The 20,523-nt window shown below is 58.5% G+C and carries 24 protein-coding genes; 8 read left to right on the forward strand and 16 right to left on the reverse strand.

Annotation, left to right across the window (positions count from 1 at the left end; translation table 11 throughout):
• Window positions 1-67: 67 nt before the first annotated feature.
• From HY795_05800 to HY795_05810, 3 genes are all read left to right on the forward strand, one after another.
• Entirely contained in the window at window positions 68-475 is a 408-nt protein-coding gene (locus HY795_05800) for a hypothetical protein (GenBank protein MBI4804728.1), read from the forward strand.
• 165 nt (window positions 476-640) lie between these two features.
• Window positions 641-1,174: a hypothetical protein gene (locus tag HY795_05805; GenBank protein ID MBI4804729.1), complete on the forward strand. Its 534-nt coding sequence runs from the start codon at window positions 641-643 to the stop codon at window positions 1,172-1,174.
• Window positions 1,171-1,602: a hypothetical protein gene (locus HY795_05810; protein ID MBI4804730.1), complete on the forward strand. Its 432-nt coding sequence runs from the start codon at window positions 1,171-1,173 to the stop codon at window positions 1,600-1,602. The genes HY795_05805 and HY795_05810 overlap by 4 nt, the downstream gene beginning before the upstream one ends.
• An 85-nt stretch (window positions 1,603-1,687) precedes the next feature.
• Here the strand turns inward: HY795_05810 and HY795_05815 are convergent, their stop codons facing one another.
• From HY795_05815 to HY795_05830, 4 genes are all read right to left on the reverse strand, one after another.
• Window positions 1,688-2,914 (reverse strand): hypothetical protein, encoded by a 1,227-nt coding sequence (locus HY795_05815; GenBank protein ID MBI4804731.1) that lies wholly within the window; start codon window positions 2,912-2,914, stop codon window positions 1,688-1,690.
• A 127-nt stretch (window positions 2,915-3,041) separates the two neighbouring features.
• Window positions 3,042-4,154, reverse strand: coding sequence for a hypothetical protein (locus HY795_05820; GenBank protein ID MBI4804732.1), 1,113 nt, complete (start codon window positions 4,152-4,154; stop codon window positions 3,042-3,044).
• A 28-nt stretch (window positions 4,155-4,182) separates the two neighbouring features.
• Window positions 4,183-4,584 (reverse strand): hypothetical protein, encoded by a 402-nt coding sequence (locus HY795_05825; protein MBI4804733.1) that lies wholly within the window; start codon window positions 4,582-4,584, stop codon window positions 4,183-4,185.
• Window positions 4,585-4,595: 11 nt separating this feature from the next.
• Window positions 4,596-5,249 (reverse strand): hypothetical protein, encoded by a 654-nt coding sequence (locus tag HY795_05830; protein MBI4804734.1) that lies wholly within the window; start codon window positions 5,247-5,249, stop codon window positions 4,596-4,598.
• Between the two features lie 415 nt (window positions 5,250-5,664).
• Between HY795_05830 and HY795_05835 the strand changes: the two genes are divergently transcribed.
• Window positions 5,665-5,961, forward strand: a complete 297-nt coding sequence (locus HY795_05835) for a hypothetical protein (protein MBI4804735.1) — start codon at window positions 5,665-5,667, stop codon at window positions 5,959-5,961.
• A gap of 49 nt (window positions 5,962-6,010) precedes the next feature.
• Here HY795_05835 and HY795_05840 read toward each other — a convergent pair whose 3' ends face one another.
• From HY795_05840 to HY795_05850, 3 genes are all read right to left on the reverse strand, one after another.
• Entirely contained in the window at window positions 6,011-7,198 is a 1,188-nt protein-coding gene (locus HY795_05840) for a hypothetical protein (protein ID MBI4804736.1), read from the reverse strand.
• A gap of 135 nt (window positions 7,199-7,333) precedes the next feature.
• Complete coding sequence (locus HY795_05845; protein ID MBI4804737.1) at window positions 7,334-7,852, reverse strand: hypothetical protein; 519 nt, start codon at window positions 7,850-7,852, stop codon at window positions 7,334-7,336.
• 3 nt (window positions 7,853-7,855) lie between these two features.
• Window positions 7,856-8,128 (reverse strand): hypothetical protein, encoded by a 273-nt coding sequence (locus tag HY795_05850; protein ID MBI4804738.1) that lies wholly within the window; start codon window positions 8,126-8,128, stop codon window positions 7,856-7,858.
• 381 nt (window positions 8,129-8,509) lie between these two features.
• Between HY795_05850 and HY795_05855 the strand changes: the two genes are divergently transcribed.
• A complete protein-coding gene (locus tag HY795_05855) occupies window positions 8,510-9,136 on the forward strand; it encodes a nucleoside deaminase (protein MBI4804739.1) in 627 nt (208 codons plus the stop codon).
• A gap of 94 nt (window positions 9,137-9,230) precedes the next feature.
• On the opposite strand, the gene HY795_05860 is transcribed toward HY795_05855, so the two are convergent.
• The 6 genes from HY795_05860 to HY795_05885 all read right to left on the reverse strand — a co-directional run bounded on the left by HY795_05860 (window position 9,231) and on the right by HY795_05885 (window position 13,414).
• The gene (locus tag HY795_05860; GenBank protein MBI4804740.1) at window positions 9,231-9,842 is read right to left on the reverse strand and encodes a hypothetical protein; all 612 of its coding nucleotides are present in this window, start codon (window positions 9,840-9,842) and stop codon (window positions 9,231-9,233) included.
• 1 nt (window position 9,843) lies between these two features.
• Window positions 9,844-11,394, reverse strand: coding sequence for a hypothetical protein (locus HY795_05865; protein MBI4804741.1), 1,551 nt, complete (start codon window positions 11,392-11,394; stop codon window positions 9,844-9,846).
• Window positions 11,381-12,025, reverse strand: a complete 645-nt coding sequence (locus tag HY795_05870; GenBank protein MBI4804742.1) for a terminase small subunit — start codon at window positions 12,023-12,025, stop codon at window positions 11,381-11,383. The genes HY795_05865 and HY795_05870 overlap by 14 nt, the downstream gene beginning before the upstream one ends.
• 2 nt (window positions 12,026-12,027) lie before the next feature.
• The gene (locus HY795_05875) at window positions 12,028-12,297 is read right to left on the reverse strand and encodes a hypothetical protein (GenBank protein ID MBI4804743.1); all 270 of its coding nucleotides are present in this window, start codon (window positions 12,295-12,297) and stop codon (window positions 12,028-12,030) included.
• Complete coding sequence (locus HY795_05880) at window positions 12,294-12,857, reverse strand: hypothetical protein (protein ID MBI4804744.1); 564 nt, start codon at window positions 12,855-12,857, stop codon at window positions 12,294-12,296. Before HY795_05880 ends, HY795_05875 begins: the two co-directional genes overlap by 4 nt.
• An 89-nt stretch (window positions 12,858-12,946) precedes the next feature.
• Complete coding sequence (locus HY795_05885; protein MBI4804745.1) at window positions 12,947-13,414, reverse strand: transglycosylase SLT domain-containing protein; 468 nt, start codon at window positions 13,412-13,414, stop codon at window positions 12,947-12,949.
• A gap of 204 nt (window positions 13,415-13,618) precedes the next feature.
• On the opposite strand from HY795_05885, the gene HY795_05890 reads away from it, so the two are divergent.
• Complete coding sequence (locus tag HY795_05890; GenBank protein ID MBI4804746.1) at window positions 13,619-14,635, forward strand: RDD family protein; 1,017 nt, start codon at window positions 13,619-13,621, stop codon at window positions 14,633-14,635.
• A 339-nt stretch (window positions 14,636-14,974) separates the two neighbouring features.
• Here the strand turns inward: HY795_05890 and HY795_05895 are convergent, their stop codons facing one another.
• Window positions 14,975-15,190 carry a hypothetical protein gene (locus HY795_05895; GenBank protein MBI4804747.1) on the reverse strand — a complete coding sequence of 72 codons (216 nt, stop codon included), beginning with the start codon at window positions 15,188-15,190 and terminating at the stop codon, window positions 14,975-14,977.
• A 324-nt stretch (window positions 15,191-15,514) separates the two neighbouring features.
• Between HY795_05895 and HY795_05900 the strand changes: the two genes are divergently transcribed.
• Both HY795_05900 and HY795_05905 read left to right on the forward strand, forming a co-directional pair.
• The gene (locus HY795_05900; GenBank protein ID MBI4804748.1) at window positions 15,515-16,600 is read left to right on the forward strand and encodes a tetratricopeptide repeat protein; all 1,086 of its coding nucleotides are present in this window, start codon (window positions 15,515-15,517) and stop codon (window positions 16,598-16,600) included.
• Between the two features lie 90 nt (window positions 16,601-16,690).
• Complete coding sequence (locus HY795_05905; GenBank protein MBI4804749.1) at window positions 16,691-17,473, forward strand: tetratricopeptide repeat protein; 783 nt, start codon at window positions 16,691-16,693, stop codon at window positions 17,471-17,473.
• A gap of 57 nt (window positions 17,474-17,530) precedes the next feature.
• Here the strand turns inward: HY795_05905 and HY795_05910 are convergent, their stop codons facing one another.
• Together HY795_05910 and HY795_05915 are read right to left on the reverse strand one after the other, a co-directional pair.
• A complete protein-coding gene (locus HY795_05910) occupies window positions 17,531-18,988 on the reverse strand; it encodes a metallophosphoesterase (protein ID MBI4804750.1) in 1,458 nt (485 codons plus the stop codon).
• Between the two features lie 13 nt (window positions 18,989-19,001).
• Window positions 19,002-20,480, reverse strand: coding sequence for a metallophosphoesterase (locus tag HY795_05915; protein ID MBI4804751.1), 1,479 nt, complete (start codon window positions 20,478-20,480; stop codon window positions 19,002-19,004).
• Window positions 20,481-20,523: the final 43 nt, after the last annotated feature.

Below are 20,523 nucleotides of genomic sequence, written 5' to 3' on the forward strand. Positions count from 1 at the left end.
ATATACTTGCCAATTGACACAAACGCACCCTTGTGGATAGCTTGCCCAAAAAAATCAGGGGGATTGCATGAAACGGCTTGTCTTAGTGTTCATGGCCGCCACCGTGTTCGCATCCATGGGGTGTTCGGCCTCCAGCCACAAGGCCCAGGTCCAGAACGACGTCGCGGACCGTATTTCCGTGGGCACCGTGCAGCGCGAAATCCGCGTGGGCATGAGCTCCGCCGACGTTGTGGCCGCCCTTGGTTCCCCCAACATGGTTACCACTGACGACCAGCGCCGCGAGGTGTGGGTCTACGACAAGATCTCCACCGAGGTCAGCTACTCCAAGAGCAACGCCTACGGCACCCTGCTCCTGGTGGGTGGCGGCGTGGCCTCCGGCGCGGCTTCGCGCTCCCAGCGCACCCTGACCGTCATCGTCAAGTTCGACAACGAACAGAAGGTGCGGGACTTCGCCTACCGCCAGTCCAGTTTCTGACAGCTTGTTGAAAAATGCCCACTGGCTTCGTTGCCGTTCAAAAGTCAAACCTTCGCGTATGTCCAATACGCTTCAGCCTTGACTTTTTTCTGCGCCTTGCCAGCAGGCTTTTTGAACAAGCTGTGAAGATTGAACATTTTCACCGGGTTGTTAAGGGGAGGATTCATGTTCAAGAGAAGCGCGGCCGTTGTTGCCATCGTGGCTCTGCTCTCGGGGTGCGTGACGGCCAAGGTGCCGAAACAGGCTTTGGACCTCTCTCCTGAGGATCTTTCCAACAAGCAACTGCAGTCCCGGGTGTTCGACACCACGGACGAGAAGAAGATGCTGGCCGCTTCGGCCGCCCTGCTCCAGGACCTGGGCTTCAACCTGGACGAGAGCTGCACGGACCTCGGCTTGGTGACCTCTTCCAAGAACCGCACCGCCATCCATGCTGGCCAGGTGGCGGGCGCCATCGTGGTTGCCCTCCTCTTCGGCGTGGCCGTTCCGGTGGACAAGGAGCAGAAGATACGGGCCTCGCTGGTCACCCGGCCGGTGGGCGAAAAAGGCGACCGGGTGCTGGTGCGCCTGACCTTGCAGCGCGTGGTCTGGAACACCAAGAAGGACGTCACCAAGGCGGAAACCGTCAACGATCCCACGATTTATCAGGAATTCTTCAACAAATTGGCCCAATCCGTCTTTCTGGAGGCCCACGACATATGACATCCCGCACACTCCCAGCCCTACTGGCCGCCCTGCTCCTGCTTGCCTGCCTGGCCGGATGCCAGACCACGTCGCGCAACCAGATCATGGCGGCCTCGGCCTCCCAGGTGGAACTGCGCAACTACCAGAGCCGGCGCTTCGACACCGCCGACAAGGAAAAGACCCTGCGCACGGTGATGGCTACCCTGCAGGACCTGGGCTTCATCATAGACAAGGCGGACATGGTACTCGGCTCGGTGAGCGGCACGAAGCTTTCCGGCTATAGCCTGCGTATGACCGTGTCCGTTAGGCCCAAGGGCCAGGAGCAGATGCTGGTGCGGGCAAACGCCCAGTACAACATCACGGCCGTGGAAGACCCGGAGCCGTACCAGCAGTTCTTCGTGTCGTTGGAGAAGTCCATGTTCTTGACCGCGCACATGGATGAGTAGTGCTGTTTCGGAGAGAAAACAGTGAAGAGAATAAAGAAGGGGCCCGAGGGCCCCTTTTGTTGGTTTCGTTCACAAGAGATGCCTGTCACCACCCCATTTCGATGAACGTTTTGGTGACCACCGATCCCGCTCCGCCTGCGCCGCCTGCAGCATAGTTTCCAGTACCTCCTGCGCCTCCGGCAGCCTGAACTGTCCCCGAGTTGCTGCACGTCGGGGCAATGATGATAACAGTTCCTCCGCCGGATCCGCCTCCACCACAGGAATTGTTCGCCGCACTGCCGCCCGCCACTCCGTTGGCCTCAATTTTTCCACCGGCCAGTACAGTAGCAGACCCTCGACACACGATTGTCAGTCTTCCTCCAGTTCCATCACCTCCTGGGTTGGATGGAGCCCCGGAGGCCGCAAGTCCGCCAGGATTCCCAGCCCCACCGCAACCATATCCGGCAAGAGCGGAGTCCATCCAATAACTGAGCGTATGCCAAAGAAAACCACCTCGACCTCCAGGGCCTGAGTATTTTGACTGGAGAGGCGCCCCTTCCATGACATAGCCTTCATATCCACTGTTAGCGAAAGCGGCGCCAGATCCGGACCCTCCGGAATACGGGCTTCCATACCCGCCTCGGGCGGAATAATAGCTACCACCGCCAATTGTGTTGGATCCTCCGGTTCCACCGCCCCCCATGCCGCCATTCGTGCCAGCAACACCTATTACTCCTGTTCCCATAGAGTTGGGTGAACCTCCGGCCCCACAACCAGCCACCTGCAAAAGTGAAACAGTCCCTGCCTGGGTGATGCCCAGATTGAACCCGAAGATCCCGCTCACCAATGCCTGCCAAGTTCCCTGGTCCCACAGCGCGAGGCCCAAATCCCTGATGACGGACAATGCCTTGGTTGGGGTGACCTGGTTTGAAACCAGCGTGATCTGACTAGGAATTCTAAAGTCCACGAACGGAAAGAATGGGTCATCGTTTGTGAGCACCCGCGCTCCGCGCGCGGTCATGTTCAGGCTGGCATTAGCCTTAACAGTGAGGCTGTCGCATATAATTGTCAGTCCCTTGCACCGGTTCGAGGCGTTCAGGCTGGTGGGGGTTGTGCCGTCGCCCAGAGTGAGGTTGCCGTAGCGAACCACCTTCTCCGGCCCGTCCAGGAGCGTGGGGATGGTGTTGGCGCCGGTGAGGGTGACGTCTCCCTGCGAAGTGTAGAGCGAAAAGAAGTTGGACACGTTCTGCGAACCGGGAAAGAGCGTGATGGTCTGCGACCACGGCTGCACGTCCTTTTTCTGTTCGCCGTATACCCCAAAACTCTGAGGCATGGTGGTCTCCTGGGGATAAGGTGATATGGAGGGGGAAAGGTTTAGCTGATTGGGTGAGGACGAAGGAGAGGTTGGCTATTGTTGGAGTAGCAGTCTGCCATACGTACCTGGAGATGATTCCCCTGGCTCACCAGCCCATGTCCGCGAAGGTCTTGGTCACAACGGAGCCTGCGCCACCATTATATCCGGATGAGCCAGTCCCACCTGGGCACTGCACGGTTCCGCTATTAGCATAGCTGGGAGTAATTATTGAAACGTGACCACCGCCAGATGACCCACCGTAGGCACTTCCGGCTACTCCCCTGGACTCTATTTTTCCACCAGAGTGAATTGTGACAGCTGTTTTTGCAATAACAACCAACTTTCCGCCGACACCATTGCTTGCAGAGTTTCCCGGACATGGATTTCCTGCCCCTGCTCCGACACCCGTAGGAACAGACCAAGTGCCAGGGCCTGAATAAATATCTCTCCCATAGGCTTGGTTTGTTACGCTATACGCGCCAGCAGATTCGGCATAGGTTCCTCCAGTTCCGGAACCGCCACCGTATGGCGTCCCGCTACCTCCCCCAGCTTGTATGTTATAATTACCTCCCCAGTTTACGTTGTATCCGCCGCCCCCTCCACCGCATCCACCATTTGTCCCAGTTCCACCTACCGCACCAACTCCCCCACCCCCACAGCCACTTGCTACTAGAAGTGCAACTGATCCAACTTGAGATACAGACAAGTTAAATCCAAGGAGCGACAAAAGCACAGACTGAAAAACTCCGGAGTCCCATGGGGCAATACCAGAGCGCCTAATCGTATCAATGGCACAACTGACACTTACTGATGAAGATGACAGCGTCACCTGGAAGGGTATCTTGAAGTCAATGAACGGGAAAAACGGGTCATCTGTCCTGGTGATGCATGGCCCTCTGGCTGACATCCCCAATGTGGCGTTACTTTTTACAACTAGAGTGTCGCATAAAATAGTGAGCCCCTTGCACCGGTTCGAGGCGGTCAGGCTGGTGGCGATGGTTCCGTCGCCCAGGGTGAGGTTGCCGTAGCGGACCACCTTCTCCGGGCCGTCCGGGAGTGTGGGGATGGTGTTGGCGCCGGTAAGGGTGACGTCTCCCTGCGATTGGTAGAGGCCAAAGAAGGCCGACACGTCGCCTCCGCCCGGAAACAGGGTGATGGTCTTGGACCAGGGCTGCACGCCCTGCCCCGCTGCCGCTGATCTGGTGGAGTAGATGCTCACGGGCGCTCCTTGCTGTCAATGCCGAACCCTACAGGGGAGCGGCTTCCATGATCAGGTCGATCTTGAGGCCTGCGGTCACCGCGGTCTTGGCCCGCACCCTGAGCTTCTCGCCCGGAGCCAGTGTCATGGCGTTGCCCAGGTTCAGGTCGTTCATGATGTCCTTCCAGCCCGCGCTGCCGTTGGTGCCCGAACCAGCCGGCACTTGTGATTCGCCGTACACGTAGTCCGCTCCGGCAAGGGTGCGCGCGAACTGAAGGGTGACGGGGCCGGTGTCCGTGCTTGACGCGCGCAGGCGCCCCACCATCACCCCATTGGAATCGGCAGGCACGGTGTGGAGGTCCTTGAAGCTGGTGATGTCAGCGTTGGTCAGGGAAAGCGCTCCGGTAATGGCTGGAACGCCGGGAAAGGCGGGCTGGGAATTGGAACTCATGAGGCGTCCTCCTAATACATGAGGCAGGTGTAGTTCTGGGTTAAAAAGATGGATGAACCGGGGGTGACGGCGTTGGCCAGCTGGGTTTCCGGGACCTGTCCTGAGTTGTCCAGGGTGGCTACGCCCCCGGCTGCTCCTGGCGACACCGAAGCCGCCGATGCCGCAGCCTGTCCGGCGCTGGACGCCGCAGCCTGGGCGTTCATGGCTGCAGCTGCCGCATTGGCCGCGATCTGATCCGGGTCGATGGTACCGCTTAGGCTGCTGGTTTCGCCGACCTTCAGGCAGCGGTCGATCTGCTCCTGCTGCTGCTGGGAGATGCAGATCACCCGGTCCATGGCGTTCTCGATGACCTGTGCGGGGAAATCGTCGTTTTCCACCCAGTCGGTGCTCTGGGTGAGAGGAATCACCCGCTTGACCAGGAGCTTCTCGCCGGTGGCCGGCGGGGTTTCGGCCTGCTCGCCCTGCAAAATGACGCTGCCGCCAGTATCCGACCCCACTCCCGATACCTTGTAGTCGGTGCTCAGAACCAGGACGTTCTCCACGCCGTCCACGGCCCGGCGGACCACCACCAGGTCGGTGGGGGAGAAAATCTTGAAAGTGTACGGGTAGACCGTGCCGCCGGTGCCTGAATACAGGACCTTGTTAACCTGGGAAGCTATAGTCATTGCGCTTGTACCTTTTTAATGATATGTATTTATCGTATTTTTATTGATTACAGCGAAGTTTGTTTTTGGTTCGTTTACCCGGCCAAGTGAGTGGGCGTGGAGCCCAAGAGGGCTGGAAGGATTCTCCCGGTGCCAGTTTGTTTGGGCTTTCACCTGACGGCTTGGCTGAGCCGTTACAATGAGCAGCGGAGGTAGGGTATGACTGGCGAGAGATACTTCTATTATGTGGTTGGGGGGGCGCTCGGCGGTGGCATGGTCTACGGCATACTGTTGTACGCGGTGGTCTGGGTATGTCTGTACTTCACCCAAAACGCTATGTTGTTAAGAATCTTCCACTCAAATGCGTGACCTTGTGTTGATCCTGTTGTGCGCCCTGCTCGCCTCATGCGCCACGGAGAAGAGATTCAGGGAGAATATGGATTCTTGGATCGGTGCTTCCAGAGGCGGCTTGATAAGGAACATGGGAGTTCCGGACAAATCGGTCGTGGACGGAGATACCGAGTACTTCGTCTATAAGCGGTTCGATCAACGCTACATCGCTCCCACCCCTACCACGTACATTCCCGTTGATTATGGGTACGGAAACAAATTCACCAGCGTGATCCCGGGAACTCCTGGCGGGATGAGAACAGATTGGTGCGACATGACCTTCACCATCAGGGGGGACAGGGTGACGGCCTGGTCCGCCAAAGGGAACGATTGCCGGGATTGATTCATTATCAGGGCGGTTCCGGCCGCTGGAGGTGCGAGGTTGTGGGAGCCTACCAGCCCATCTGGGCGAAGGTTTTGGTGACCACGGAGCCCGTGCCTCCCGCGCCGCCCGCAGCACCGTGTGTCGTATACGTCCCGCCGGTTCCACCGTTGGCCCGGACTGTCCCGTTGTTTGTGTAGTTACCGAGTGTGATGATTGACACATGGCCGCCGCCTGACCCAGCCCCTGCATATTGGTACAGGCGAGTGGCGTCCCCGCCGCCGTTTTTACCATCAGCCTGAATAACTCCGCCGGCATTTATTGTGACGTTCCCCTTCACGATGACCCGGAGGATTCCCCCGGTTCCGTCCTGGGCGGAGGTCCAGGTTGTCTGGTATCCGACCCCGTACATGGCGCCCTGCAAGTTCCCCGCACCTGCGTATGAGCACCAGGAATCTCCGGCCCCGGACGAATAGCCGTCCCCGCCCTTTCCGCCGAACTGGTCGGCATCGAGCTGCACAGCAAGATTGCTGTAATCTATCGGAAGTCCTGATCCGCCGCCGGAACCGCCTCCCCAGGGATTGGCCTTGCCCCCGACCCCACTGATGCCCCAGCTCCAGCTGGCTCCGCCGCCTCCTCCACCACCTGTTCCGCCATTGGTTCCAGCCGCACCGACATTGCCTGTCCTCTGGTTGCCGGCGGAACCGCCAACCATCTCCATTTTGGCTCCCCCACCTCCACACCCTGCCGCACTCAGCAGCACCAAAGCCCCGCCTTGGCTAAACGTGGCCGTGACCCCCATATTCTTCGACCAATCGTCCCAGAACCAGCAGTCGGTCACGTCGATGGCGTTATCCCGCAAGTACTTGAGCACATCGGCAAGCCTCAGGTACTTCGAGGAGATGTCGATGCTAATGGGTATATATCCGTCGTAGAGTCCCATGGCGGCGCTGCCGCGTGCTCCACGGGCCGTCATGCTTATGCCCCCGCCCGAGTTTATTGTCAGGTCGCCGTCCACCAGCACGGTGAGCGACCGGCAGCGGTTGGTGGTTGTGAGCGTATGGTTGAGCGTCAGGTTGTTGTAGCGCGCCACCACGCCCGGGCCGTCCTGCACGGCGGGAATGAAGACTGGCGCAGTGGACACCATGTCTCCTTGGGAGTCGTAAAAGTTAAAGAGGGATTTTCCGACGACCAGGGTGTTGATCCACGGCTGCACGCCATGGCTCTGTGCGCCGTAAACTCCGAAACTCTGCGGCATGATGTCTCCTGCGGTTGATCCCGAATGTGACTGAGGTCTGAAAGAGCCTCTCGATTCCGGCGGTGAAGTGCCGCCAAGGGCAGAGGGGAATATTTGAGGATGATTGCTGTCTGCCGGGCAGATGTATCAGATCATTTACGGGGCGAGTATCAGTGCGGCCCGGTCCTGGGTCAGAAGGCCCTTGGACACCAGGAGCTCGACGTACTCCACGGTCACCGGGTTGGTCAGGTCCACCTGGCTTGCCTTGTCCAGGACGGTCTTGGCGTCCTCCACGTCCACGTCGGTCTTCATGGCCGCCAGGATGGCCTTGCGCTCGTCCTGGGTGAACCGGATGGCGAACTCGTACGGAGAGAGAACGGTCGGCTTGGCCGCCGCCAGGACCGGGGCCTCGGGTGCCACCCATGCCTTCACTTCGTCCCAGGACGCTGGCGCGAAAAGGCCCACGTCCTGGTCGCCGTTTTTGAAGGTCACGTACGGGTAGCCTGGGATGTTGGGGTTTATGGCCACGTTCTGGATGTGATGCCCGGTTATGGTCACGCTGTCCCCGTTCACGCTTAAAATCTGCATGCCGGTGTTCAGAGGCTCCGCGCCAAGGGCCGCCACAAGATCGCGGGAGGCCTCAACCTGAGTGCTATGAAAGATATGATAGTCCATTGTTTACCATCCCATTTCGATAAAGGTTTTGGTTACTACCGAGCCAGCGCCGCCTGGGCCGCCGGCACCCCAACCATTGTTGGAGTTGCCCCCTGCCCCGCCTGCGGCCTGGACGGTCCCGTTGTTCTGGTACTGTGTGCCGGACGGGGTGATGACGCTTATGTGCCCGCCTCCGGAGCCGCCTCCGCCACCATATCCGGCTGCACCGCCAACCATGCCGTTCGCTTCTATCTTCCCGCCGGATTCCACGGTGAGCAAACCTTTGCAGATTACCACCAGCTTGCCGCCGCAGCCGTTGCCGATGGTCTGGATTCCATCGGCTGTTCCGGCCGGGCCGCCGGGGTTTCCGGCACCGCCAGCTCCGTTGTAAGATGCGCTTTCATCCGCGTATGCGCTGCGTTGTGAGTGTGAGATCCGGCCGGGTTCGGCTGTTTGGCGTTCGGGGCTCGGCCTCTTGGAGATACCCTTGAGGCCATATTAATTCGAACAGAACCAACTCTCTCTTGCCGACCGGTTGCCGTGGGCCTGAAACTGAGGCAATGATGGGAATGGATCCACAGCTGACGCCGCCCTTGACCAAGGGCCGGCTCTCTCCGGCGGACTGGGTCGTCCTGTGTGTTTGCTGGCACTGAGACACAACTCAAGCGAGGCTAGAACATGCAAAAGTCAAAACGCGATTTCTTAAAAGCTACGGCAACAATCGGAGCGTTTCTTTTTTCCACGGCGGTCACCCTACCGGCACGTCATGCGCTTGCTGCGGAAAAGACCGGGTCCGAAGATTGGAAACCATCTTCGGACACACGTAGGTTTCCCCTCGATTATCAGCAGATCCTGAAACATCTGAGGGCTGCGAATGATGTCGCCAAGGAAGCGGCGGAATTTGGCCATCACCCATTTGGCGCGGTACTGGTGGCACCGGATGGCGAGAAAGTGCTGATGAAACAGGGAAATCTGAACTCGATTCAGCATGCCGAAACAGAACTGTCGCGGCGGGCGTTTGCGCAGTACAATCCGGAGTACTTGTGGAGATGCACCCTGGTGACAACGTTCGAACCGTGCGTCATGTGCGCCGGAAACGTTTATTGGGCCAACATCGGAAACCTGGTCTACGGCGTTGAGGAAACCACATTGAAAAAACTGACCGGCGCCAGCAAGGACAACCCCACCATGAACCTGCCGTGTCGTACGGTCTATAAAACGGGACAAAAGCCCATCCTGGTGGTGGGTCCTTTTCCGGAACTGGAAGACGAATTGGTCGCCCCCCACAGGACCTTCTGGAAATGAAGCAATCTGCTAGATATTGAAGGAGAGGAGCCTTCATTGCTCCTCTCCCCTTTTGCGCGGCGGCTTAAGGCCGCAAACGCGCTCGCTCACACACCTAGGTGGCCTTGTACTCGTTCTCCGGGTCGTCCAGGGCCAGAAGGCTCGAACCGGCCGGAAACTTCACGCTCCCCTTGATAAGCTTGGTGAGCCGTGCTTGCCGGGCCTGGTCCCTGGCCGCCTGGTCTCCGGCGGCCGCCGTGGTGAGCCGGGTTTTCTCCAATTCCGTGCGCTGGGCCAGCAGAAGCTCCTGCTGGGCCTGGGAGAGCTTGCGGCTCTGGGCCGAGGCCTTGGCCATCCGGTCCGAGAGGTAGTCGCTGGCCCGCTGGGCGGCCAGGGCGCTTATGTTCGAGGGGGACCACTCTATCTTGCCGTAGTCCACGCCCTGTTTGGCCAGGATGTCGTAGTCCGGGTCGGGAAGGCGCCCCTGGGCGTTGGCCCGGATGACAGCATCGGTGACGTTCCTGGTAAGCTCCTGCGGATCTTGGGGCTGCATGGACCTGGCCACCTTGGACACTTCATTCGAATACCAGGCGTCCAGGCGGCTGTTGCCGAACTGGTCGTCCTCGTAGAGCATGGGGTTTTCCTCCCGGCTGGGAGGGGTGATCTGGGAGATCTTCGTGTTCATGTCGTCGATCGATACGTCCTGAAATCCGCCGCCGCCTGCCATGTCAGCCTCCGTAGGGGTCGTAGCTGGTGCGGGCGGTGGCTCCGCCAAGCCCGTCCAGCGGGTTGTAGTCCATGATGGCCCGCCCGGAAGGCTGGGCGTGTCCGTTTGCGGCCTGTTCCGGGAACCTGGCCCCGAGCTCCGGGTCCACGATGCGGGCCTGGCAATCGAGCATGTCGTCGTGGGCGGCAACGGGAAAGGCCTCGTATTCGTCCGCGATGAACTCGGCCACCAGATCGCGGCTTTTCTTCTCGTGGTCCACGTAGAGGATGCGCGTGGGATGGAAGAACCGACCCTGCTCGTAGAGCGGCACCAGGCGCCGGATGCGGTCCTCCTTGGGCATGGAGCCGCCGAGCTCCACTATGGGGAAGCGGTAGTTCTCCAGGGCCTGGAGGTATTTGATGTGCTCGATGTCGGCCTGCATGCCGTACTGTTCATAGCCCACCTTGATGGGCCTGTATTGCCGGTGCAGGCGCAGGAGCGCTGCGGCCCGCTCGGTGAGGTTCAGGCGGTCGCGGATGCAGTCGATCTCGTAGTAGTTCTGGTCCGGCCCCAGGCCTATCACCTTCATCACCGTGTAGTCGCTGGCCTGCTTCTTCTTCCCGGCCGGGTCCACCAGGATGTAGACGTTTAATTCCCCCAGGTTCTTCGGCTCCCAGAACTGGAGCCACTCGCGCTTGAAGCCCTGGGCCTTGTCGGCCACGGGGTCCTGGAGCATCTGGCAGCCGAAGGTGTAGGGCCCCATGTCCCGGCGCTTCTTTATTAGCGTTTCGCGGCTCATGAGCACGGGCTCGCCGTCCACCGTGCCGTCGATGGTGGCCGGATGGATGCGCGGGATGGCCGAGCCGCGCCGAATCATGGTGTGGTAGGTGTCGTTCGCGTGATAGCGGGTGCCGATGGTGCGCACCGTGCCGCCGTCGCTGCCCAAGGATTGCGAGAGCTCCCAGGCTTCGGTGACCTTACTGATCATGTCCGGGGAGGTGACGGATTCGCGGGTGACCACGTCGTCGTAAACCACCAGTCCGTAGTGCTTGGAGGTGGGCTGGCCGTCCACCAGGCCCCAGGCCTCGATGGTGGCCTCTTTGGGATTGCCTTGGCGGCGGACGATTATGCCGTCGTCCTCGCTCCACTTGGGGGCCTGTTTGCGCGGATGCTCCCAGAGGATGTCCGGGAAGAGCTCCTTCAGGGTTTCGTTTCCCTCGAACTCGCGCATGATCTGGCGCAGGAAGGCCTTGGCGATGGGCCGGGTGAAGCTGAACAGGCCCACGGTGATTTCCGGGTTGGCCAATACGTCCTGGATGGTCTTGCCGAAGGTGATGATGGTACTTTTGTAGTGCTCCCGGGCCCAGAGATCCAGGCGGCCGTCCGGCTCGTCCTGGACCTCTATGCACCGATCGTGCAGCCAGTCTCGCTGCATGTCTTTTCGGCCAAGAATTACCGTGAGCAGGAAGTACAGATCGGTCCTGCACAGGCGCCGGGCGGCCGTGGTGAAGCCTTCGCGGCCGCAGGTTTTGAACAGCTCAGCATACAAGGCCTCGCGTTCAAGCCGGTTCATGGGAATCCTGCGCTTGTGTTTCGCCTGTTATTTCTTTGGGTTCGCTTCCGGCCTTTTGGGCATGGTTACTATAAATATTACTAGTAACATCACTAGAAACGTTTGAATGGATGTCCTCCGGGGTGTCGCCCGGGACACCCTCGGAAACGGTGCCGGTGAGCATCTCAAGAATGGCCTCGGAGCGCGAACACAGGCCGTGCTCGTGCACCATGCGTCCCTTCACCACATGGTCCACCTGGTCCTTGAACATGCCCCGGTGCCTGCCGATGAGCTCCAGGCTGCGGATGGCCCCGGAGGCGTCGAAGCTCCACAGCCCCTGGCCGTCCTCCTCCTGGTGGGCGCCGCGCTTTACGACCGGCACGGCCTGAAGGCAGCGCTCGGCCACGACCTTCAGGTTGTTGAGCACCCATTCGGCGGTGATGCCGGTATGTCTGGCCCGCTCGCTCATGGCCGCATCTATGGCCCGGCGCACCGGCGGCCTGGCCTTCATCTGCGAGGCCAGCTTGTTGGGATGGCGCGTGGTGGACCCGGCCCGCAGGCAGGCGGCGGAGCCATTCAAGTCCACCAGGTATTCCTGAACGAAGCGCTCCTCCAGCGGCGTTAAATCCCGAAAATTCGCAGGTTCCGCCACGCTCACTTCCCGTCCGATTCCAGGCGGGTTTCCACCCGGGTCATTCGGTTGCCCAGGTCGTCCAGCTTGTCCCACTGGCGGGAGCTGTCCGCTTCGGCCTCGGCCTTGGTGCGGTACACCCGGGCCAAGGTGATCTGGCACTCCCCCTGGGTCTTCAAGATGTCCTTGATGGTGGTCTCGAGGCGCTCGATCCAGCGCTTGAGCATGTAGCCAAGGATGGCCAGCAGGATGGGATTAACGATGAACGAGGCCGTGGCCATGGTTTCCATCATCTGGCCACCTCGATCTCGCGCAGAACGCCGTCGAACCACACGGGGATGTCGCCCGGGCGCGCGGCCTCGCCGTTGCGATGGGCTTTTAATCTCGCGATACCCCCCTGTTCCAACGCCCTGGCCGCGAACTCCGAGCAGAAATACCGGTTGGCCCCCTCGCTCACCCGCCCCAGGGCGTTGGCGAAAAGGCCCGCGTAGTCGTAGCGCACGCCCTTGCCGCATTCATCCAGGGCGAAGCTCTTCACCCTGGCCTGAATGTCCGCGGTGAGATCCAGCGGCCTGAAGGCGAACACGCGCCCGTTATAGCCTGCCATGCGCTCGCTCAGGTGGCGCATCTCAAGCCCGGTGGCCAACGCCTCGATAACGTCCACGCGTTCGATGCTTAAGGGGTCCAGCTCGCGTACCACGAGGGATGCGTGGCTGAACTCGGTGAACAGGCGGATGGCGCGGCCCAACAGGTCGTTGCCCTGCCAGAGGATAACTGTGCCGGTGGCCAGCCAGGGGCGGATGGCGTCGTAGGCGTATGTGGGCGCGCCCATGCCGGAATGGGGGTTATGCACGGGATGTTGTCTCCTCCGGGATCGCCCGTGCGGCCAGCACGGACACCACGCCCATGACCAGCTTGCGCGAGGCCAGATTGTTCACGGACTTACTCCTTGCCGGGCCAGACGCCGCCCAGGGCGGCCAGGACCTTGGCAGGATAGGTGTTTTTTTCGTTGTGGCGGTTGCCGGGGCCCCCGTTGTAGGCCCGGCAGATGCACTCCCAGGATTCGCAGGCGTAGCGGTCGCGCAGGCGGGAGAGGTAACGGCAGCCCCATTCGAGGCCGATGGCGGGAGTCAGGAGGGAGGTAAACGCACCTGCGAATCCGAGAGTGCGGGCGGTTTCGCCCATTATCTGCATGAGCCCCCAGGAGGTGGCCCTGCCCTTCCCTTCAGCTTCGGGAAGATTCTGTTGACGGATGTAGCGGTTGAAAAAGGCTGGTTCGTAGCGGGTGGCGCCTGTTTTACCGGCAGACTCCACCGTGACGATGGCTCGAACCAGCCTGGGCGGGAGGTTGTGTTTCTTGGCGGCCGCTTCGGCAAGGGATGTGATGTCGCCGGTAACCATGGGCCGCATTCAGCCATGATCCGGCCCGGCTGTGCAGCGGAAGAATTGAGAGGAATCGGGAGATTTCGGGAGGTTCTGAAATTATCGGATGGGAATTCGAGAGGCAGACATTGGAAAACTACAGTCAAACCGGCCACTGGTTATCGTTGACCAGAATGAAATCGTATAGTAGATATTTTCTCAGCTGAAAATATCTACCTGGAAGTTACCATCGTGCCAGAGCAGCATAATAGCACAATAACGCCCGTGAGATGGTATTGGCCGGATGTCACCACTGAGCGTGGAGCAAACAGAGCGGTCCTCTATGGAGCGTTGTCATCCTCCTGGCAGTGTATTGATTCATTATTAATTTGCATGAACTTAATAAATGAATCTGCTATAGAAACAATTTACGATTCTATAGTGCCAACTATGATATTTATTTCTGCTGTTATTTATGCATTCCTGTCTTATAAATTAATCACAAAGAACAGCTTAAAAGCGTCTATATTTATTCTTGTCATGTCTACGTTAATATTTGTAAATAATGTTATCCATTACAATGGTCTTGATCCTACAGACATTATAACAACATTTGAATTTGCAGTAGTATTCGTGTTTTCTATTCATGGCGTGCGAGGAGCATTAAAAATACATAACAATAATAAAATGAAGCAAACCGAGCAAAACAGTACACGCAATTATACTGACACGACCCCACACCCATGGAGACGGCATTTTGCAAGATATTTTGATTGTCACTTAGTACTTATTCTCCTGCTGCTAATCATGTATAATTTTATTGATCTCAATAAAGTTATTTATAACTATATTCACATTTCTGGCACAAGAGAAATTTTTTTCGATTATATATTCTTATTTGTTTTTTCTGTAGGCATATCAACACCTCTAATTGCCATATCTATAGGTATCACTGGAAGCACACCCGGAAAAATGCTTTATGGAATTAAAGTGCTCGGGCCTGACAAAAGACCAATTGGATTCGTTAATGCCTTGTGTCGCGAGCTAACAATAATTGTCAAAGGCGTATTCTTCTACATACCACTAATATCATCTTTATATTCCTTAGCGTCTTATTTCGAACTCAAAAAAAGAGGACATTGCCCCTGGGACACTAAATATGTTATTGCACAACGTCCAGGCTCACCGTCTGAAACATTAAGGAATATGATTGGATTTTTAATCCACACAGCAATGTTATTGTTTTTAAATTACAATTATTATCAATGATAATCAACTTAAACTGCAGCAGTGTATTATAAAATTAACATACAGAACTAATCGCTGCATACCAGTAAAATATAATAAACTATTACCACCAAGTAAGGCTTGATTTTCTCCAGATAACAATAGCGTGTGAGTATCAGAACTCCAATTATTCAACGGCCAGGAATTGGGGAATGTTCAACAGGAATTACAGCCCATTGAGCAGTCGCCACGCCTGCCCGCGCAAGGCCCGTTCTTCTGGCTCACGCCACAAAGCGTTCTAATCCGGCCCTCTACGGTAAAGAAGAATTGAGAGGAATCGGTACGTTTTGGTAGGTTTGGCCACCTCCTCATCCACCCCGCCTAGGAACCACCCACAGTAACGGCAAGGCAGTCCCAGAATACCTGGAAGGTGCGCTGGGTCACCTCGCAGTCGTGTGCGCTGCGTCCCTCGAACGCTTCTGCGAACGCCTTTTTCCGTGGCTCGCAGGTGACGAGCCCCTGATACATCTCCTGCCAGCCCTTGGATGAGCGAATCCCCCTGCCGTAGGTGTGCGGGTACGTGTATTCGGTTCCCACCCTGAACCTTCACCTTGAACCTACGACCATGCCGCTCCCTGTGAACCCATCGCCAGGATTATGATCGGCATATTTTCCATATTCATCCGTTTTTCCCGTTACCCTACCTTGCACTCGCCTGCTGGAGAAGCCACAGTGATAAACCGAACAAGAAATCTTCATGGAGCGTGCATGGCCCGCGCGGAAATCATTCGAGCCTAGGCTCATAAGAGTATATCGTTTTTCAGGATTAAACGTTGTTTATATTCCAACTGTGATGTATAATTATTGTTCTTTCGCCGTAAGGGCCACACTCGAACATGCATCAGGAGAAGGTCTCCGAGTATGAGATTCGACCCCAGAGAGCTTTCTGTCGCTGTTTTATCCGGCAATGCCCACCATTCGTCCATCGACAGAGGCATTCTCACCCGCATGTTGTTTCAAAACGTGCGCGCCTATCCGTCGCTCGATAAATCCATGCAGCATCTGCGTGCCGGCCAGGCCAACATCGCCCTGATCGATTCCCAGCTCTCCGACATGGATGGGCTGGAGTGCCTTCGCCGCATATCAAAAGACCAGACCCTTGCGGTGAAGGCGCTGGTGATGGTTACGAGCGAATGCAACCGCGAATACGTGATGGACGCCGTGTCCGCCGGATGCTCGGGCTACGTTATCCGCCCCTACTCCCAGGAGACCATTGAAAAACACATCCGCTCCGCCTGGAATTCGCTTTCCGCCGGGGAGATAGAGGAAGAAATGCTCGACAATGCCAAGGAGGCATTGAGAAACGGAGACTTTGACACCGCGATAGATGGTTTCGAGGAAGTGGTCGCCGAAGAGAACGAGGCGCTCAAGTATTTCAACATGGGCATGGACTATTTGCGCGCAAAGAGTTTCGGGCGCGCCATAATAGCCTTCAACAAGGCAGTGGCTCTGAACGAACTCTACGCCGAGGCCTACCGCGGGCTGGCCTATGCCAACAAGGGCAAAGGCAATGACGAGGCGTACCAGGCCCACCTCAAGCGTGCTGCGGACCTTTTTGCCATGCAGGACAAGTTAAAAGAACTCAAGGAAGTCTTCGTTGAGATATTAAAGGACGATCCGGAGGCGGTGAACCCCTACAACAGCCTCGGGGTGAAACTCAGACGCAGCGGTGATTACCTGGGCGCCATACACGCCTACACCCAGGCCCTGGAAGTGACCCCCCAGGACGAGAACCTCCACTACAACATAGCCAAGGCGCATATTTTCGGGAACGAGAATGGCAAGGCCCTGGATCATTTGAACAAGGCTCTGACCATCCGGTCGGACTTCCAGGAAGCGGCCAACCTGATCCGCAAAATCAATTCCGGAATCATGGAGGAATCCACGCCGGGCTACCTTCCCAAACCGTGGAGTTCAGGAAAAGGCAGCAACCTGCTCATCGACTAGCGTCCGTAAGGCCGACCAGGGCTTGCGCATCAGTGGCGCCAGCCGCATGATCGCTCATCGTATCAGGACTTACCCGGATCAGGTTTTCTCATGGATGCAACCTGCATAAAACTCTACGGCGTCTTTTCCCGGGAACAGGAAGTAACCCTGGGCACAGGCACCACCAAGCGGAAATCAGTGTCCAAGACCTCCTGGTTCGCCAAGGAAATCTCCGGCAACAAGGTGGAAATGCGCAGCCTGGACATGCACTTGCGCATACAGGGCGCGCTTACCGTTCTGGACAAGGAGGCCGTGCTCGACGACTTCACTCCCGAGCCGCAGCTGACCTACAAGCTCTTAAGCAGCCCGCTCATGAAGGGCGACAGCTACCGGGAGCAAGGCAACCACGCAAGCGCCGTACGCGAGTACGAAAAGGTTCGCAGCATCGATGACGCCAACATCCGGGCCCTTTTCGGAATGGGGATTTCCCTGCTCGCGCTCGGGAAAACGCAAAAGGCTCAGTACGTTTTCAACGATCTCATCAAACTGAACGAAGCTTTCCAGGAGCAGCACAAGCATCTCTTCAATGAACTGGGCATAAGCCTTCGCCGCCGGGGGCTCATCGAGGAGACCCTTCGCTATTACTTCAAGGCCCAGGAGATGTCCCCGGAGGACGAGAACCTTCAATTCAACATCGCCAGGGCCTACTTCGAAGGGGACGACCTGGACAACGCCATCACACACCTGCTGAACGCCCTTGAGATCAACTGCTCTTTGGAATCCGCCCTGAAATTCGCCAGGTTCATCCTGGAAAAGGAGCTGCTGGCCTTTGGCGATGCCAGGACCTCCCGGCTGAACTCATATGTGAGCCCTGCGAGCGAGACCACGGCATAAGCAACCTGTACGCTGCTGCGACCGCTCCCGCAAAAAACCACCCTCCTCACATCCCGTCTAAAGCGCTCCCCCTGCCTCGCCTACCGTAACGGCCAGGCCGTCCCAGAATATCTGGAAGGTGCGCGGGGTCACTTCGTTTATGTGCGGGCTGCGCAGGTCGAACGCCTGCGAGAACGCCTTTCGCCTGGGCTCGCAGGTCAGGAGCCCCTGGTACATCTCCTGCCAGTCCTTGGCCGAACGAAGCCCTCTGCCGTAGGCTTTAGAGTACGTGTATTCCCTGCTCCAGGCGGGCTTTGCCGCCCCGATGTTGATGGAGTGGACGGTCACGTCCAAAAGCTCCAGGCTCTGCCTGTCGTACGAGTATACCTGGTAGCCGGGGTTGTTGCCCGTAACCGGCGAGATGGACGGCGCAAGGCGCATGGAGACCGTCGGCATGGGCTGGCCGTTCGGATACACCAGACGGAATTCGTCGCGGTGGACGTGCCCGGCAAAGCACGCCTTCACCGTGGCCGCGTGGGTAACCAGCAGGCGGCCGAGCGCATTGTTCCAGGCATCCGTTAAGAGCCCGTCGTAGGTGACGGTGCCCTTTTTCAAAAACTTTGCGGCGCTTGACTTGGAATTGTCCCCCAGGGGTACATGGGCCATGAGCCAGACCTTCTCGCCCTGGCGGCCAGCCGCCGTTATCTCGCGCTCCAGAAACTCCAGCACCGGCTTGCCTGCCGTCTGATCCGGGTATCTCTTGGCCCAGAAGATGTTGTTGAAAACGATGAGCTTGCCGTTGCCCGGCCCTGGCAGGGGCAGGCTGTAGCAGCCGTATCCCGGGTAGGAGTCAAGAAAGCGGGTCCGGTCGGCTTCGCTTTTCAGGGCGCGCTGGGCGATTATGGGGGCCGTGGCCACTAGGTAGGGACTGTTCGGGGCAATGCGGAAGTCGCCCTCGAAACTGTCGTTGTTGCCCAGGGCGAGATACAGGGGGATGTCCGGAAAGCGGCGGGTCACCTCGGTCAGGAAGTACTCGGCGGTCTTTCCTATGAAGGCCAGAAGGCCCTGGGGCGTAGAATCCCCGGTCAGGCGCGGATACTCGGTCCAGAATTGGTGGCAGAGAAGATCGCCCGGGAACAGCAGGAAGTCCGGCCTTGGGGCGCGCGCGGCCATGTCGTCCAGGAAAGACTGAAAGAGCGCGTCGTTGGAGTCCTGCCCGTAGGGGCTAACCACTGGCCCGGAGACGGCCAGAATCTCCCGCCAGGCGCTCGCCGGGGCTGCGGCCAGGGCCTTCACCTTTGCGGGATCAGAAAACGGGTCGAAATGGACGTCGGAGAAAAGCAGAAACATCCCTGCCCGCTCGGCTGATGTGGCCGTGTATGATCCTGGGTCGCCGTCCGGGCAGTCGATGCCGGGCTGATTGGCCAGGGCCCAGGCCAGGTCCGCAGGGCCATGCATGGCCCTTGCTGCCAGAAGGCCAGCCCCGGACAGGGCGTAGCGCAGAAATGTCCTGCGCTTGATGGGAAGCGTGGTCATGGCGAGGACCTCTTCAGGTGTTGGCGAGAAGCGCTGCGGCCGTGGCAGTGCTGGCGGAGCCGGATGTTGTGATGCCTGTGGGGGCCAGCAGGGTGAGGGCTGTGCCGCCGGTGGCTGCCGGGTTGGCGCTGCCGCTTGCGGGCTTTGACAGAAGCTCGGCCAAGGCGTTCCACACCGTTGCCGCGGGAGCGGCGCTTATGGCGTAGCTTTCGGGCGTTACGTTGGTGGCGGCCAGCCAGTAGACCGGGAAGTTGGTGGGCGTGATCGGGACCGCAGCGTCGGTCATGGCCCCGGCCGAGTAATACGTCGAATACGCGGCCCGGCTCGCTGGCTGGGTGAGAATGTCGCCCGCTGCTGTCCACCACTCCTGCGCCGTGGACAGCCCCTGCCCGTAGGTCAGGGAGAAGTCGTACTCCTTGACGAAGGAGGTGCCGGGCCTGCTCAGGTCCCGGGTGTAGGTGGCCTTGTCCAGGAGCGAGCCGGACTTGGGGTCGTAGGTGTATATCTCGTAGCCGGGGTTGTTGGAGTCTACGGGCGAAATGGACAGGGAGATGCTGGTCAGGGTGGAATACGGCGACGCCGGTTCGGGCGAGAGGATGCGGAACTCGTCGCGGTGGGTGTGCCCGGCCAGGTCGGCCTTGATGGTCTGGGCGTAGGCGGTTTCGATTGCGGCAAAGGCGTCGTTGAACCCTGCCGTCATGAGCCCCTTGTAAGTAAGGCCGTCCTTGATGATGCTGGCGGCCATGCCCTTGGCGTCGGCGCCTAACGGGATGTGGTTTATGATCCAGACCTTCTGGTTGGCCTGGGATGACTGCTCCAGCTCTGAGGTGAGCCAGGAGAGCTCCGCGATACCCGCCGCGGTCTGATCGGATCTGTCGGACCAGAAGATGTCGTTTAGCACGATGTATTTGATGCCGTTTTTCCCGTCCGGCTCGATGGCGTAGTACCCGGCCTTGGAGTAGCCGTTCAGGAAGGCGGCTCGCTCCGCGTCGGTATTAAAGAAGGCCTTGGCCATGGAGTCGGCCGTAACCTTAAGATAGGCGTCGCCGGGGGCGCTCTTGTAGTCGCCGTTTAGGCTGTCGTTGTTGCCGATGGCCATGAGCACCGTGGCCTTGGGGAACCGGCTGTCCACCTCGTTTACAAAGAAAGACACCGTTTTCTGGACAAAGGAGGCCACTCCGCTGGCGCTGGTGTCGCCGGTGATGGCGGCGTATTTCTCCTCGAACTTGTGGGCCAGCACGTCGCCAGGGAAGATGATGAGGTCGACGCCCTTGGCCGTTGTCGCCATGCTGTCCAGGGCCGATTCCAGCAGGGAAAAGTTGGCGTCGGTACCGTACGGCGATGGCGCGGTCTGGCTTGAAGAGAGGAAGATGTTCTTCCAGCCCGAAACATCCGTGGCTGCCAGGGACTTTACAATGGCGGGGTCGGCAAAGGGATCGAAATGGACGTCTGAAACAAACAAGAAGCTTTTTGCTGCCCCTGCGGTCTCCATCTGGTCCACCTCTTTAGATTAGTGCAATATTTTTAGACGCTTT

It is taken from the genome of Desulfovibrio sp. (assembly GCA_016208105.1).
Taxonomy (GTDB): Bacteria; Desulfobacterota; Desulfovibrionia; order Desulfovibrionales; family Desulfovibrionaceae; genus Fundidesulfovibrio.